The sequence below is a fragment of the Chromobacterium violaceum ATCC 12472 genome (genome assembly GCF_000007705.1).
Classification (GTDB): Bacteria; Pseudomonadota; Gammaproteobacteria; order Burkholderiales; family Chromobacteriaceae; genus Chromobacterium; species Chromobacterium violaceum.
The window spans coordinates 3,375,033-3,389,562 of record NC_005085.1 but is presented as its reverse complement, the minus strand read 5'-3'; the positions used below and the strand labels follow the sequence as shown (position 1 = coordinate 3,389,562).

The following is a 14,530-nucleotide window of genomic DNA, read 5'->3' as shown; positions in this document are numbered from 1 at the left end:
GATGCGGTCTCCTCCTCGGGAGTGGATGGGGCTCAGAAGATCACCGGCACGTTGCCCGGCAGGCCGGCGCCGTCATTGCGTTGCTGCGCGTCCGCGCCGAAATGGAAGCAGTCCAGGCGCGGTTGCTTGTCGTAGCGGGCATTGGCGTCCTCCGGCGTGGGGGGCGGCTGGTCCAGGCCGACGGTATGCATGTCCAGCACATAGGCGTGTCCGCTCAGCGCGTGGTCTATGCCGCGCCGTACCGCGGCGCGCACGTCCTCCGGGTGGCGGACGATCTCGCCCTCCATGCCGCCGAAGGCCTTGGCCAGGGTGACGAAGTCGGGCTTGGGCCGGTGGATGCGCAGGTATTCCGGGTCTTGCGTCCTGGCTGTCCACTCGTAGCCGGGCGCTTCGCCGTACATCGCCTCCACCTGGGTCAGCCCCATCTGCAGCGTGTGGTATTCATGGTTGTTGGTGATGATGATGTAGAGCACGCCCAGTTGGCGGTGCTGCGCGGTCCACCAGGTTTGCGGGTAGAACAGCGAGGAGCCGTCCCCGGTGGCGGCGACGACGAAGCGGGTATTGATGTCCTGGCAGCCGCTGGGCTCCAGCTTGATGCCCAGCGTGGCCGGCATCGACCAGCCCAGCGAGCCGCCGCCGACGCAGTAATAGCTGATCGGCGCCGCCGCCTCGTCGGTGAACGGCAGCAGGTACTGGAACGGCGCCGGGTCGGACACCGCCTCGTGCACGTAGACGAACTGCTTCTCCAGCTTGCGCTCGCCGATTTCCTTGCGCAGCGCGTCGGCGATCACCACCGCCCAGATCTCGTTCTGGTGCATCGCCTCGCGCAGGTAGGCGTCCCAGGCGACCTTGCGCTGGGCGGCCATCTCCTTCAGCTTGGCGTTGCGGGCGGCGGCTGCGGGCGAGGGCTGGTCGCCGATCAGCTGGTTGATCAGCGGCAGCGTGGCTTTCAGGTCGCCGAACAGCGCCGCTTCGCCGTAGTAGTTCTTGCCGATGTCCCAGGTGTGGTTGCTGAGGTAGACCTGGGTGACGTCGGGCGGGATCAGCGGACCGTCGCTGTACTTGTAGACCGTGATCTGCGCCTGGTTGCTGAAGCCGCACAGGAAGGCGACGTCATGGCCGGCGAACACCTGTTGAACGCCGGACTGGCTGCCGGGCAGCTCGCCCTGCCAGTGGTAGTCGTTGTTGGGGAAATTGGCCAGGCTGCTGAAGGTCTGCTGCAGCACCGGCGCGCCCAGCAGCTCAGCCATCCGCTGCAGCTCGGGCCAGGCCTCGGCGTAGCCGGCGGCGTCGCCGGTGACGATGATGGGGTTCCGGGCTTCGCGCAGCAATTGCGCAGCCTGGTCTATCGCCCGGCGGTCGGCGGTGAAGTGCGGCGAGATCCGGGTCACGCCCTTGATGCGGTCGTCGTCGCCGATGCGGCGCATCGTGAACTCCCAGGGAATGGCGACGAAAACCGGGCCGTTGGGCGGCGCCATCGCCTCCTTGAACGCGCGTTGCAGCACCATCGGGAATTCCTGTTCGGTGCGGACCTCGTGCGCCCACTTGGTGTACTGGCGGGCCAGGTCCACCAGGTTGGACGCCAAGAGCGGCTCCTGCGTCACCAGCTCGTTCTGCTGCTGGCAGCACAGGACCACCAGCGGCGCTTGCGAGCGCCAGGCGTTGAACAGGTTGCCGATGGCGTGGGCGATGCCGGGCGTCACGTGCACCACCAGCACGCCGGGCTTGCCGGTCATCCGCGCCGAGCCCATCGCCGCGCCGATGGCGATGTTCTCGTGCAGGCACTCGATGTACTCCACCTGGTTTTCCGGGTAGGAGGTGCCGTCGATGATGGGAATCTCGTTGGTGCCGGGCACGCCGAAAATCCGGTGTATGCCCAGCTGGCTCAGGATGTCGAATACGTAATCGCGCGCCCAGCGCTTTTGTCCCCCTGCCTCGTCCACGCTCATGCTTGTTCTCCCCCTGGAAAATTCGGATTGATACCGTGAGTGGTAATCCAGCGGGAAAACGAAGGATATGGAAGGGAGCTTGTCGGATTTATTTCCACACCCTGATGGCAGGCCGGCGGGGCGGGATCAAGTCCGCGATTTTCCAGGCGATCTTCTCCAGGGACGAGAGGAGGTTAAGTACGAATACGACCTGTCTAAAAGTTTAGGTTTGATTCGAAAGAGCTGGATGACTGATCATGGCTGAACTAAAGCCGAGTTGTTCGCATGAAAAAAGCCGGTCATTCGACCGGCTTGCGGAGGTTTCGGCCTTATCGCGCGTTCAGACGCTCAGAACCACTGGCCGTAACGTTTGATGTACAGCGTCTTCACCGTTTGCGTCAGGGCCAGGTAGCCGGCCATGGTCAGCAGCAGCCACCAGAAGTAGCTGGTATCCAGCTGGATGAAGCCCAGCGAGGAAGCGATCGGCGAGAACGGCAGGTAGCAGGCGATGGCGATGGCAGCCGTGGTGGACAGCATCACCGGCAGGGACGCCGTGCTCTGCAGGAACGGAATCTTGCGGGTGCGCAGCATGTGCACCACCAGGGTCTGCGATATCAGGCCTTCCATGAACCAGCCAGTGTTCATGATCAACTGGCCGCCGTCGCCGCCGTGCAGGTGGTAGGCCGCGCCGGCGCCGAACACCGTCCACAGCAGGATGTAGGTGGTGATGTCGAACACCGAGGACGTCGGTCCCAGCCACAGCATGAAGCGCTTGATGTTGCCGGCTTCCCACTTGCGCGGCTTCTTCAGGAAGTCCGGATCCATCTTGTCCCAGGGCAGGAACATCTGCGACAGGTCGTAGATCAGGTTCTGCAGCAAGAGCTGCATGGCCAGCATCGGTTCCCACGGCAGCCAGGCGGACGCCACCAGCACCGAGAACACGTTGCCGAAGTTGGAGCTGGCGGTCATGTTCAGGTACTTGAGGATGTTGCCGAAGGTTTCGCGGCCCTTGATCACGCCTTCTTCCAGCACCATCAGGCTCTTTTCCAGCAGGATGATGTCGGCGGTTTCCTTGGCGATGTCGGCGCCGCTGTCCACCGAGATGCCGACGTCGGCGTCGCGCAGCGCCGGCGCGTCGTTGATGCCGTCGCCGAGGAAGCCGACGGTGTGGCCGTTGGCCTGCAGCGCCTTCACCACCCGCGATTTCTGCAGCGGGGTCAGCTTGGCGAAGATGGTGGTGTGCTTGACCGCGGCGCACAGCGCCACGTCGTCCATCGCCTCGATCTCCTGGCCCAAGAGCGGCTTGCCCGGATTGAGGCCGACGTCGCGGCAGACCTTGGCGGTGACGATGGGGTTGTCGCCGGTCAGCACCTTGACCGCGACGCCGTACTCGTTCAGCGCCTTGATCGCCGGCGCGGCCGAGTCCTTCGGCGGGTCGAGGAAGGTCAGGAAGCCGCGCGCCACCAGGCCTTTTTCGTCCGCGGTCTGGTAGGCGTTCTTGCGTTCGTCGGACGGAATGTGGCGGGTGGCCACCACCAGCACGCGATAGCCCTCGGCGTTGAATTCCTGGCTCAGGCGCAGCATGCGGGCGCGTTCTTCCGCGTTCAGCGCGCGCACTTCGTCGCCGTCCTGGATGTGGCTGCAGACGGCCAGCATCTCTTCCACCGCGCCCTTGGACACCATCAGCTGCTGGCCATTCTGCTCCTGCAGGATCACCGACAGCCGGCGGCGCTCGAAATCGAACGGCAGCTCGTCCACCTTGCTGTAATGGCGCAGCTTGACGCGCTCGCCCAGTTCGTCGGCGCGTTCGACGATGGCGATGTCCATCAGGTTCTTCATGCCGCTCTGGTGGAAGCTGTTGAGCCAGGCCAGCTGCAGCGTGGTTTCATCCTTGTCGCCGTAAACGTCGTAGTGATGCTCCAGGATGATCTTGTCCTGGGTCAGGGTGCCGGTCTTGTCGGTGCACAGCACGTCCATCGCGCCGAAGTTCTGCACCGAGTTCAGCCGCTTCACCACCACCTTGCGCCGCGCCATCGCCACCGCGCCCTTGGCCAGGTTGGCGGAGACGATCATCGGCAGCATTTCCGGCGTCAGGCCCACGGCCACCGCCAGCGCGAAGGTGAGGGCGGACATCCAGTCGCCCTTGGTGACGCCGTTGATCATGAACACGATGGGCACCATCACCAGCATGAAGCGGATCAGCAGCCAGGACACGCTGTTGACGCCCTTGTCGAAGCTGGTCTCGATGCGTTTGTGGCTGACTACGTTGCGCGCCAGCGAGCCGAAATAGGTATCGGTGCCGGTGGCCACCACCACCGCGCGGGCGGTGCCGGACACCACGTTGGTGCCCATGAAGCAGGCGTTGGACAGGTCGAGCAGGCCGGCCTCGCCGTCCGTCTGGCCGTCGGCGGACTTGGCGGCCACCGCGCCCAGCGTGTCGTACTTCTCCACCGGCAGCGCCTCGCCGGTCAGCACCGCCTGGCTGATGAACAGGTCGCGGGACTCCAGCAGCCGCACGTCGGCCGGCACCATGTCGCCGGCTTGCAGATGGATGACGTCGCCCACCACCAGTTCGGCCATCGGCACCTCCATGCGCAGCGGCACGGTCGGCGAAGTGGGGCGGCGCTGCACGGTGGCGGTGTTGCGCACCAGCGACTTCAGTTTTTCCGCCGCCTTGGCCGAGCGGTATTCCTGCCAGAATCGGAGCAGGCCGCTGACGCCTATCATGCTCCCCAGGATGATGACCTTGGTCCAGTCCTGGTCGCCCGGCGCGGCCATCGCGATGTCCATCACGTAGCTGATCGCGGCCAGCGCGATCAGCACCATCACGAACGGGTTCTTGAACGCCAGCAGCAATTGGACCAGCGCGTGCGGCGGCTTGTCGTGGGCCACTTCGTTGGGCCCGTATTGCTCCAGCCGTTGGGCGGCTTCGGCGGCGGTGAGGCCTTCCGGCTGGCTGCGCAGCCGCTTGAAGGTTTCTTCTTGCGGCAGCAAGGCTTCGTGAGCCAGGCGGAAGGCGATTTGGTCGCCGGTCTTGCCCGGGGTGGCGATGAAGCCCCGGCTCCGTTTGCGGGGGGTGAGATTCTTGGTCATGGTGTAACTCTCCTGGCGCTGCGGGCGCGACCAGCCCTGCCGCGTGAGCGTGTTCACGGTCTTTTCCCGGGCGTCGTGGACGGATGTCGGAAAATACCGCGAGCAGGCTCTCGTGCATCAGCGCCGACAATGTGTCAGCTCGAACGTCGAGAGAACATTGCCGCCCGTTGGGGCGCTCTGCGCGAACACCCCAGCGGATGGCATCTCAATATGGTGGTCAAGGCGCTATGTCATGCCGTCTCCTGTGCTGCTTGGGCGGCGGGCGGCTTGCGCCCGGCGCGTGAATGGAGGGAAGACGGCTCAGGCCGGCGCGCGATTGACGGTCGGCGGCAGCGACAGGCATTCCAGCTTCACCTGCGTCAGCGGCAGCGTGGTCAGCCGCTGGGCGACGCTCTGCAAGAAATGCATGCAGGCGGTGGAGTCGGAGCGGAAGTCGGCGCTGATCAGCCAAGGGGCGGCGCCCACGATGCCGCCGCGGGGCGGCGTCTGGGGCTGTTCCTGCCATTGCAGGATGCGCAGGCCGTGCTTGAGCGCCTGGCCGCGCAGTTCGCGCCGGGCCGCGCCCAGCGACATCGACGGGCAGGCGATCGACAGTTGATAGCGCTGTTGTTGGCGCGGATTCAGGAAGGGATTCTGCATCGTAAGCTCCTGGCCGCGCGGCGGCCGGATGGGCCATCGCGCGCGGCGACGGATGTCCGCATCTGGGCTTGAGCGTGGATGCGGACGGATCGGGTCATGCCGCGACGGCATTCCCCGATGCTTGCGATGGGGGATTACCGGCGGCGAAGGCTTGCTGTTTGCGGCTCGGGCTCTTCGGGCATGTCGGTATGGTCCTCGTTGAGATGGCGTGGTGAATGAAGTCAGGGCTATCAGGCGACTCTGGTCCGGCCGGGGCCGAACAGTCCGCGCGCCTGCGGGCGGGCGGCTTGCGCGCGGCGGCCCCAGTGAACGCGGTGGATTTCCGGCAGCTGGCTCAGGCGCAGCGCCATGTCATCCAGGATCTGGCGTTGCTGCAGCGGGCAGTTCAGCACCACCGACAGTTTGCAGTGGCTGTCGCCGCCTTCCGGCGCGATGGTGACTTGCGAGGCGCGCAGGCCGAGATCATGCATTTCCCAGAACAGGCGTTTGCGCAGCGTGGTGATCACGTTTTTATCGCAGACGATATTCAGGCGGAAATCGGCGGAGGCCGTCTCTTGATTATTGCGGGTGAAATATTTCAGCAGCTGGGACAGTTTCAGGGCGTGCATATTGAATCCCCCATTTATTATTTCAACAGGTAATAAGCATCCCGTTCCGGCTAAATAAGCCGTAGGCGGGAATGTACTCCGATATTGAATGAGCGAGTATCGCGCAGCTGCTGTTCCGGCCATTCCCGCCTAAGGGGGATCAGCCTGTCCGGCAGGCATGCGGCGCATCCGCTCGCGGTTCTGGTTCTTCCGGCATGGAATCTCCTTTGCGAAACGAAAGCATGCGCAAACAATCCGTCTGACGCGTGATCTGTCGACTGGGGCATGGCCGCCGCGACGCGGGCCCGGACGGAGCGGCGCGGCCGGTCAGGGCCGGACGGCGTTCGTCATGTAGCGCGGTGCGTCGTATTGCGGTTTGTGCGCCGGCGTGGCGCCGGGCAGAGATGCCACATCCTGCTTGCAGGATGTAGCAGAGGAAGGGTGTTCGGTCTGCTGGAATCCTGCAAGGCTTAAACTGCGATCGAAGATCGACTGGAACCGTCGTTGTCCACGGTCTGCCTTTGCAAAATTAATAACAAGCCAACTATAAGCGAAATTCGTTATTAAATCAAACCGGATTGTTATTTGATGGAATCGGCGTGGCGGATTTGTCTAATTCGCGCAGGATATTCATGAGGCGGGATGAAAGAAACGGCGAGAGGATAGAAAAACGGCATCCGGATTGGCGCCCTGGATGCCGTTTGAGTGAGTTGCGGAAATTAAACGCCGGCTTCGTGCGCCTGCACGTCGGCATGGTAGCTGGAGCGCACCATCGCGCCGACCGCGGCATGGACGAAGCCCATTTCATAGGCTTTTTCCTCGAACATCTTGAATACGTCGGGATGCACGTAGCGCAGCACCGGCAGGTGGCCGTCGGACGGCTGCAGGTACTGGCCTATGGTCAGCATGTCCACGTTGTGCGCGCGCAGGTCGCGCATCACTTCCAGGATTTCCTCGTCGGTCTCGCCCAAGCCCACCATCAGGCCGGACTTGGTGCGCACGTTCGGATTCTTCGCCTTGTAGTCCTTGAGGAGCTGCAGCGAGTGCGCGTAGTCGGCGCCCGGGCGCGCCTGCTTGTACAGGCGCGGCACGGTTTCCAGGTTGTGGTTCATCACGTCCGGCGGCGTCTGGGTCAGGATGTCGACGGCGATGTCCAGCCGGCCGCGGAAGTCGGGCACCAGGGTCTCGATCTGGGTCGCCGGCGACATTTCGCGCACGGCGTTGATGCAGTCTGCGAAGTGTTGGGCGCCGCCGTCGCGCAGGTCGTCGCGGTCCACCGAGGTGACCACCACGTACTTCAGGCGCATCGCGGCCACGCTCTCGGCCAGGTGTCTCGGCTCGTTCTCGTCCAGCGGATTGGGACGGCCGTGGCCGACGTCGCAGAACGGGCAGCGGCGGGTGCAGATGTCGCCCATGATCATAAAGGTGGCGGTGCCCTTGCTGAAGCACTCGCCGATGTTCGGGCAGGTGGCCTCTTCGCAGACCGTGTGCAGCTTCTGCTCGCGCAGGATCTGCTTGATCTCGTGGAAACGCTGGCCATTGGGCAGCTTGGCGCGGATCCACTCCGGCTTTTTCAGCTTTTCGTCCAGCGGCACGATCTTGATCGGGATGCGGGCGGTCTTGGCCGCGCCCTTGTGCTTCACCCCGGCCTGGTTGTCCGGCTTCATGCGGTCTCCTTGCTTGTGCTCAGGTGGCGTTCCAGGTGCGGCAGCAGCTTGTCGGCGGCTTCGGCGACCGTGAGGTTCACGCCCAGATTCTTCATTTGGGTCACCTTGAGGTTGGCGTAGCCGCAAGGGTTGATCCAGCTAAACGGGGTCAGGTCCATGTCCACATTGAGGCTCAGGCCGTGGTAGGTGGCGCCGTTCTTGATGCGCAGGCCCAGCGAGGCGATCTTGGCGCCGTCCACGTATACCCCAGGCGCATCGACGTCGCCGTTGGCGGCGATGCCCTGTTCGGCCAGCATGTCTATGATGGCCTGCTCGATGCGGCGCACCAGCTCGCGCACGCCGACATGCATGCGTTTGAAGTCCACCAGCAGGTAGACCACCAGCTGGCCGGGGCCGTGGTAGGTGATCTGGCCGCCGCGGTCGGTTTTCACCACCGGGACGTCGTTCTGCTGCAGCAGGTGTTCCGGCTTGCCGGCCAGGCCCTGGGTGAACACCGGAGGATGCTCCACTACCCACAGCTCGTCGCGGGTTTCGGCGCCGCGGCTGTCGGTGAAGGCTTGCATGGCGCGCCAGGTCGGTTCGTAATCGACCCGGCCCAGATGTTTGATGATGCGAGGCACCTGAACTCCCGGTGTTTTAGAGGACCATTTTTACCATCGGATGGCCGGTCAGCGACAGATAGATGTTGTCCAGCTGCTGGCGCGAGGTGGCGGTGACGGTGACGGTCAGCGCATAGAAGCGGCCGCCGGAGCTTTCGCGCAGCACCACGTCGATCTCGGCGAGATCGGGCGCGTGGACGCGGACCACTTCGGTGATGGTGGTGACGAATTCATCGTGCCGCTCGCCCATGATCTTGAGCGGGAAGCGACAGGGGAATTCAAACAGTTCCTGCTTTTCGTCGGACATGTCTGGCTACTCTAACGCGATTACAAAATGGCAGGCCGCGGTCTGGCCGCGGCGCTGCGTACTACTGACAAATACTATTATACCCCGGCTTACTTCCACCCGAGCATCAGCTTCAGGCTGTCCCACAGCCGGCTGAAGAAACCGCCTTCCTCGACGGCCTTCAGCGCGATCACCGGACGCTCCAGCAGCGGCTTGCCGTCCAGGGACACGGTCAGCTTGCCCACCACCTGGCCGGCCTTGATCGGCGCGATCAGCGGCTGCATCGTGGTCATGTCGGCCTTCAGCTTGGCTGCCTGGCCCTTGGCCACGGTGGCAAACACGTCGCTGCCGAAGCCGACCGGCACGATCTTCTCGCTGCCCTTGTACACGGAGACGTCGGATACGCGGGTGTTCGCAGCATAAAGTTTGGGCGTGTCGAAGAATTGCAAGCCGTAGTTCAGCAGCTTGGAGCTTTCCACCGCGCGCGCTTCGGGGCTGGCGGTGCCGACGACGACGGAAATCACGCGGCGGCCGTCGCGATGGCTGGAGGTGACCATATTGTAGCCGGCGCTGTCGGTGTAGCCGGTCTTCATGCCGTCGACGTTGGGGTCGCGGTACAGCAGCAGATTGCGGTTCGGCTGCTTGATGTTGTTGTAGGTGAACGACTTCATCGAGTAGATCGGGTAGAACTCGGGGTAGTCGCGGATCAGCGCGGCGGCCAGGATGCCCAGGTCGTGCACCGTGGTGTAATGGCCCTCGTGCGGCAAGCCGGTGGCGTTCTTGAACTGGGTGTTCTTCATGCCCAGCTTCAGCGCTTGCTGGGTCATCAGCTGGCCGAACACGTCCTCGCTGCCGGCGATGGCTTCGGCCAGCGTCACGCAGGCGTCGTTGCCGGATTGCACGATCATGCCCTTGATCAGGTCATCCACCTTGGCCGGAACCTTGGGATCCAGGAACATGCGCGAGCCTTCGGTCTTCCAGCCGCGCTGCGACACGGTCAGCGTCTGTTCCAGCGACAGCCGTTTTTCCTTCAGCGCCTTGAAGGTCAGGTAGGCGGTCATCAGCTTGGTCAGCGAGGCCGGTTCGATGCGGGCGTCCGGATCGCGGGCGGCGAGCACCTGCTGGCTGTTGTAGTCGAGCAGGTAATAGGCTTTGCCGGCGATTTCCGGCGTCGGCGGCACGAATGCGGTGTTGGCAAAGCCAAGAGAAGGCAGCGCCAGCGCGGAGGCCACCAGGGCAGTGGTGAGTTTTTTCATTTTCTGGAAGGGGGCTTGCTAGGGGTCACAAACAGTAGCCGTTGATTATACACACTCGAGCTGGCTACGCAGCCGGAAAAAGCCTGTCCGACACATTGCATATTGCATTGCAGCAAAATCTGTCCGGCAGGCCTCCCGCTAGTTTGGAGTTCCTGTTAGTCTGACAGTTCAAACACAAGAAACTACAGGGACGAAAGCAGCGCCATGAGCAACAAGCAAGACTATCTGGAACGCATCCTCACCTCGCGGGTGTACGACGTGGCGGTGGAAACGCCGCTGGAGCTGGCGCCCAATCTGTCGCGCCGTTACCGCAACCACATCCTGCTCAAGCGCGAGGATCTGCAGCCAGTGTTCTCGTTCAAGCTGCGCGGCGCTTACAACAAGATGGCCAAGCTGACGCCGGAGCAGCGCGCGCGCGGCGTGATCACCGCCAGCGCCGGCAACCACGCCCAGGGCGTGGCGCTGTCGGCCAGCAAGCTCGGCTGCGAGGCGGTGATCGTGATGCCGGTCACCACGCCGCAGATCAAGATAGACGCGGTGAAGCAGCGCGGCGGCCAGGTGGTGCTGTCGGGAGACTCCTTCAACGAAGCCTACCTGCATGCGGTGAAGCTGGCCGAGGAGAGCGGCCGCACCTACATCCCGCCTTTCGACGACCCGGACGTGATCGCCGGCCAGGGGACGGTGGGCATGGAAATCCTGCGCCAGCATCCGGATGATCTGGATGCCGTATTCGTCGCCATCGGCGGCGGCGGCCTGGCGGCCGGCGTGGCCAGCTTCATCAAACGGCTGAAGCCCGAGATCAAGATCATCGGCGTGCAGCCTGTCGACTCGGACGCGATGCGCCAGTCCATAGAGAAGGGCGAGCGGGTCGAGCTGAAGGATGTGGGTTTGTTCGCCGACGGCGTGGCGGTGAAGCTGGTGGGCGAAGAGACCTTCCGCATCTGCCGCGAGCTGCTGGACGAGATCATCCTGGTGGATTCCGACGCCATCTGCGCGGCGATCAAGGATATTTTTGAAGATACCCGCTCCATCGTCGAGCCGGCCGGCGCGCTGGCGGTGGCGGGCGCCAAGGCCTACATCGAGCGCGAGGGCTGCGAGGGCCAGTCGCTGGTGGCGATCTCCTGCGGCGCCAACATGAATTTCGACCGCCTGCGCCATGTCTCGGAGCGATCCGAGCTCGGCGAGCGGCGCGAGGCCATCATTGCCGTCACCATTCCGGAGAAGCCGGGCAGCTTTAAGCGCTTCTGTTCGGTGATAGGCGGCCGCAACATCACCGAGTTCAACTACCGTTTCGCCGACCCCAGCGTCGCCCATGTGTTCGTCGGCGTGCAGATCGCCGGCAAGGAGGATGTGGAAAAGCTGTTGCGCGACTTGCGCGCGGCGGAGCTGGATGGCATCGACCTGACCGACAACGAGCTGGCCAAGCTGCACATCCGCCACTTGGTCGGCGGCCACGCGCCGCAACTGAAGGACGAACGCGTGCTGCGCTTCGAGTTTCCCGACCGTCCCGGCGCGCTGATGCGCTTTTTGGAGGCGATGCGCACCGACTGGAACATCAGCCTGTTCCACTACCGCAACCATGGCGCGGACTATGGCCGGGTGCTGGTCGGCATCCAGGTGCCGTCCGGCGACGCCCAGGCCTTTCAGCAATTCCTCGACACGCTCGGATATCCTTATATAGAGGAAACCGAAAATCCGGCCTATCGATTGTTCCTTGGCAAGACCATCCGTTGATGGTGCAATGTCGGCCTCATTCCCAATCCGCTGAAGCAGGAATCATGATCAAGGCAGTATTGTTCGATTTGGACGGCACGTTGGCCGACACCGCCCGCGACTTGGGCGCGGCGCTGAACCGCCTGTTGGCGGAGGAGGGGCTAGCCCCTCTGCCTTACGAGCGTATCCGGCCCGTCGCCAGCCACGGCGCGCGCGGCCTGGTTCAGCTCGGCTTTGGCGCAGACCTGCCCGCCGAGAGGATGGAGGCGCTGCGGGTGCGCTTCATGGATCTCTATGACGCCAATCTCGCGGGGGAAACCACGCTGTTCGATGGCGTCAACGAGCTGATCGCCGAACTGGACAAGCGCGGCCTGGCCTGGGGCATCATCACCAACAAGTCGATGCGCTTCACCGACCGCCTGGTGCCGTGGCTGCCTTTCGCCATCCCGCCGGCCGTGATCGTCAGCGGCGATACCGTCGGCGTGGCCAAGCCCGATCCCAAGCCCATGCTGCATGCGACCGGGCAGATCGGCATCGCGCCGGAGCAGTGCATGTATGTCGGCGACGCCGAGCGCGACATCCAGGCGGGTCGCAACGTCGGAATGAAAACGGTGTTGGTCAACTGGGGATACTTCTCCGAACAGGATAGGCCTGAGCAGTGGGGGGCGGACATCGATATCGATCATCCCTTGCAGCTGCTTGATCATCTATAAAGACGAGTTTGGACGATACTGGAACAGGCCGGCGGCAACGCCGGCCTGTTTGTTTTCTGCCGTTGGCGCGGGGGTGAGGCGGACAGGCATGCGCTTTGCGGAGCCGCCTTGCAAATACCCCTTCCTCATATCCTGTGGCGAATCAGTGGCTTGGCTTGGGTTTGGCAGTCCGGGGCGGATTTTTCCTGATTTTTCTCGCAAAAGGTGTTGACGGGTCCGGGGGCGGGGCGTATAGTTCGCCTCCTCAGCTGACGCAGCGAACGAAACAGCGGAAACGAAACGGTTCCGGTGATGACGACGCAGCGATCGGCACTGCTCTTTAACAGAACGAATAACCGATAGGTGTAAGTGCTTGGCGAAAGCCGAATACTTGCACTGCAAGAGATAGGAAATACCAGTTATTTCTTTGAACTTGCGTGCCAGAAATTGCTAAGAGATTGAACTGAAGAGTTTGATCCTGGCTCAGATTGAACGCTGGCGGCATGCTTTACACATGCAAGTCGAACGGTAACAGGGTGCTTGCACCGCTGACGAGTGGCGAACGGGTGAGTAATGCGTCGGAATGTACCGTGTAATGGGGGATAGCTCGGCGAAAGCCGGATTAATACCGCATACGCCCTGAGGGGGAAAGCGGGGGATCGAAAGACCTCGCGTTATACGAGCAGCCGACGTCTGATTAGCTAGTTGGTGAGGTAAGAGCTCACCAAGGCGACGATCAGTAGCGGGTCTGAGAGGATGATCCGCCACACTGGGACTGAGACACGGCCCAGACTCCTACGGGAGGCAGCAGTGGGGAATTTTGGACAATGGGGGCAACCCTGATCCAGCCATGCCGCGTGTCTGAAGAAGGCCTTCGGGTTGTAAAGGACTTTTGTCAGGGAGGAAATCCCGCTGGTTAATACCCGGCGGGGATGACAGTACCTGAAGAATAAGCACCGGCTAACTACGTGCCAGCAGCCGCGGTAATACGTAGGGTGCGAGCGTTAATCGGAATTACTGGGCGTAAAGCGTGCGCAGGCGGTTGTGCAAGTCTGATGTGAAAGCCCCGGGCTTAACCTGGGAACGGCATTGGAGACTGCACAGCTAGAGTGCGTCAGAGGGGGGTAGAATTCCACGTGTAGCAGTGAAATGCGTAGAGATGTGGAGGAATACCGATGGCGAAGGCAGCCCCCTGGGATGACACTGACGCTCATGCACGAAAGCGTGGGGAGCAAACAGGATTAGATACCCTGGTAGTCCACGCCCTAAACGATGTCAACTAGCTGTTGGGGGTTTGAATCCTTGGTAGCGTAGCTAACGCGTGAAGTTGACCGCCTGGGGAGTACGGCCGCAAGGTTAAAACTCAAAGGAATTGACGGGGACCCGCACAAGCGGTGGATGATGTGGATTAATTCGATGCAACGCGAAAAACCTTACCTGCTCTTGACATGTACGGAACTTGCCAGAGATGGCTTGGTGCCCGAAAGGGAGCCGTAACACAGGTGCTGCATGGCTGTCGTCAGCTCGTGTCGTGAGATGTTGGGTTAAGTCCCGCAACGAGCGCAACCCTTGTCATTAGTTGCCATCATTCAGTTGGGCACTCTAATGAGACTGCCGGTGACAAACCGGAGGAAGGTGGGGATGACGTCAAGTCCTCATGGCCCTTATGAGCAGGGCTTCACACGTCATACAATGGTCGGTACAGAGGGTTGCCAAGCCGCGAGGTGGAGCTAATCTCAGAAAACCGATCGTAGTCCGGATCGCACTCTGCAACTCGAGTGCGTGAAGTCGGAATCGCTAGTAATCGCAGATCAGCATGCTGCGGTGAATACGTTCCCGGGTCTTGTACACACCGCCCGTCACACCATGGGAGTGAGTTTCACCAGAAGTGGGTAGGCTAACCGCAAGGAGGCCGCTTACCACGGTGGGATTCATGACTGGGGTGAAGTCGTAACAAGGTAGCCGTAGGGGAACCTGCGGCTGGATCACCTCCTTTCTAGAGACTGGCGATTGCCAAGTACTTACAGCCTATCGGTTATTTGTCGTTAAGGGCATGGCAGCTGAGCTGCC

At 62.5% G+C, this 14,530-nt stretch carries 9 protein-coding genes, 1 rRNA gene and 1 pseudogene; 3 read left to right on the top strand and 8 right to left on the bottom strand.

The window, feature by feature from the left end; translation table 11 throughout:
* Positions 1 to 32: 32 nt before the first annotated feature.
* The 8 genes from CV_RS15230 to CV_RS15195 all read right to left on the bottom strand — a co-directional run bounded on the left by CV_RS15230 (position 33) and on the right by CV_RS15195 (position 10,055).
* Complete coding sequence (locus CV_RS15230) at positions 33 to 1,949, bottom strand: thiamine pyrophosphate-binding protein (protein ID WP_011136648.1); 1,917 nt, start codon at positions 1,947 to 1,949, stop codon at positions 33 to 35.
* 327 nt (positions 1,950 to 2,276) lie between these two features.
* Positions 2,277 to 5,078, bottom strand: a complete 2,802-nt coding sequence (gene mgtA / locus CV_RS15225; protein ID WP_217806149.1) for a magnesium-translocating P-type ATPase — start codon at positions 5,076 to 5,078, stop codon at positions 2,277 to 2,279.
* Positions 5,079 to 5,321: 243 nt separating this feature from the next.
* Positions 5,322 to 5,660: a hypothetical protein gene (locus CV_RS15220; protein WP_011136646.1), complete on the bottom strand. Its 339-nt coding sequence runs from the start codon at positions 5,658 to 5,660 to the stop codon at positions 5,322 to 5,324.
* A gap of 230 nt (positions 5,661 to 5,890) precedes the next feature.
* Positions 5,891 to 6,268, bottom strand: coding sequence for a hypothetical protein (locus CV_RS22275; protein ID WP_052263089.1), 378 nt, complete (start codon positions 6,266 to 6,268; stop codon positions 5,891 to 5,893).
* Between the two features lie 698 nt (positions 6,269 to 6,966).
* Positions 6,967 to 7,914: a lipoyl synthase gene (gene lipA, locus CV_RS15210; RefSeq protein ID WP_011136644.1), complete on the bottom strand. Its 948-nt coding sequence runs from the start codon at positions 7,912 to 7,914 to the stop codon at positions 6,967 to 6,969.
* A complete protein-coding gene (gene lipB / locus CV_RS15205; protein WP_011136643.1) occupies positions 7,911 to 8,534 on the bottom strand; it encodes a lipoyl(octanoyl) transferase LipB in 624 nt (207 codons plus the stop codon). Before lipB ends, lipA begins: the two co-directional genes overlap by 4 nt.
* 16 nt (positions 8,535 to 8,550) lie before the next feature.
* Positions 8,551 to 8,820 (bottom strand): YbeD family protein, encoded by a 270-nt coding sequence (locus CV_RS15200; RefSeq protein ID WP_011136642.1) that lies wholly within the window; start codon positions 8,818 to 8,820, stop codon positions 8,551 to 8,553.
* A gap of 89 nt (positions 8,821 to 8,909) precedes the next feature.
* Positions 8,910 to 10,055: a D-alanyl-D-alanine carboxypeptidase family protein gene (locus CV_RS15195; RefSeq protein ID WP_011136641.1), complete on the bottom strand. Its 1,146-nt coding sequence runs from the start codon at positions 10,053 to 10,055 to the stop codon at positions 8,910 to 8,912.
* Between the two features lie 201 nt (positions 10,056 to 10,256).
* Between CV_RS15195 and ilvA the strand changes: the two are divergent.
* From ilvA to CV_RS15180, 3 genes and pseudogenes are all read left to right on the top strand, one after another.
* Positions 10,257 to 11,789 (top strand): annotated as a pseudogene (gene ilvA / locus CV_RS15190) (threonine ammonia-lyase, biosynthetic); the annotation flags it as partial.
* Positions 11,790 to 11,833: 44 nt separating this feature from the next.
* Positions 11,834 to 12,481, top strand: a complete 648-nt coding sequence (locus CV_RS15185) for an HAD family hydrolase (protein ID WP_011136639.1) — start codon at positions 11,834 to 11,836, stop codon at positions 12,479 to 12,481.
* A 439-nt stretch (positions 12,482 to 12,920) separates the two neighbouring features.
* Positions 12,921 to 14,456 (top strand): 16S ribosomal RNA (locus CV_RS15180).
* The last annotated feature ends 74 nt before the right edge of the window (positions 14,457 to 14,530 follow it).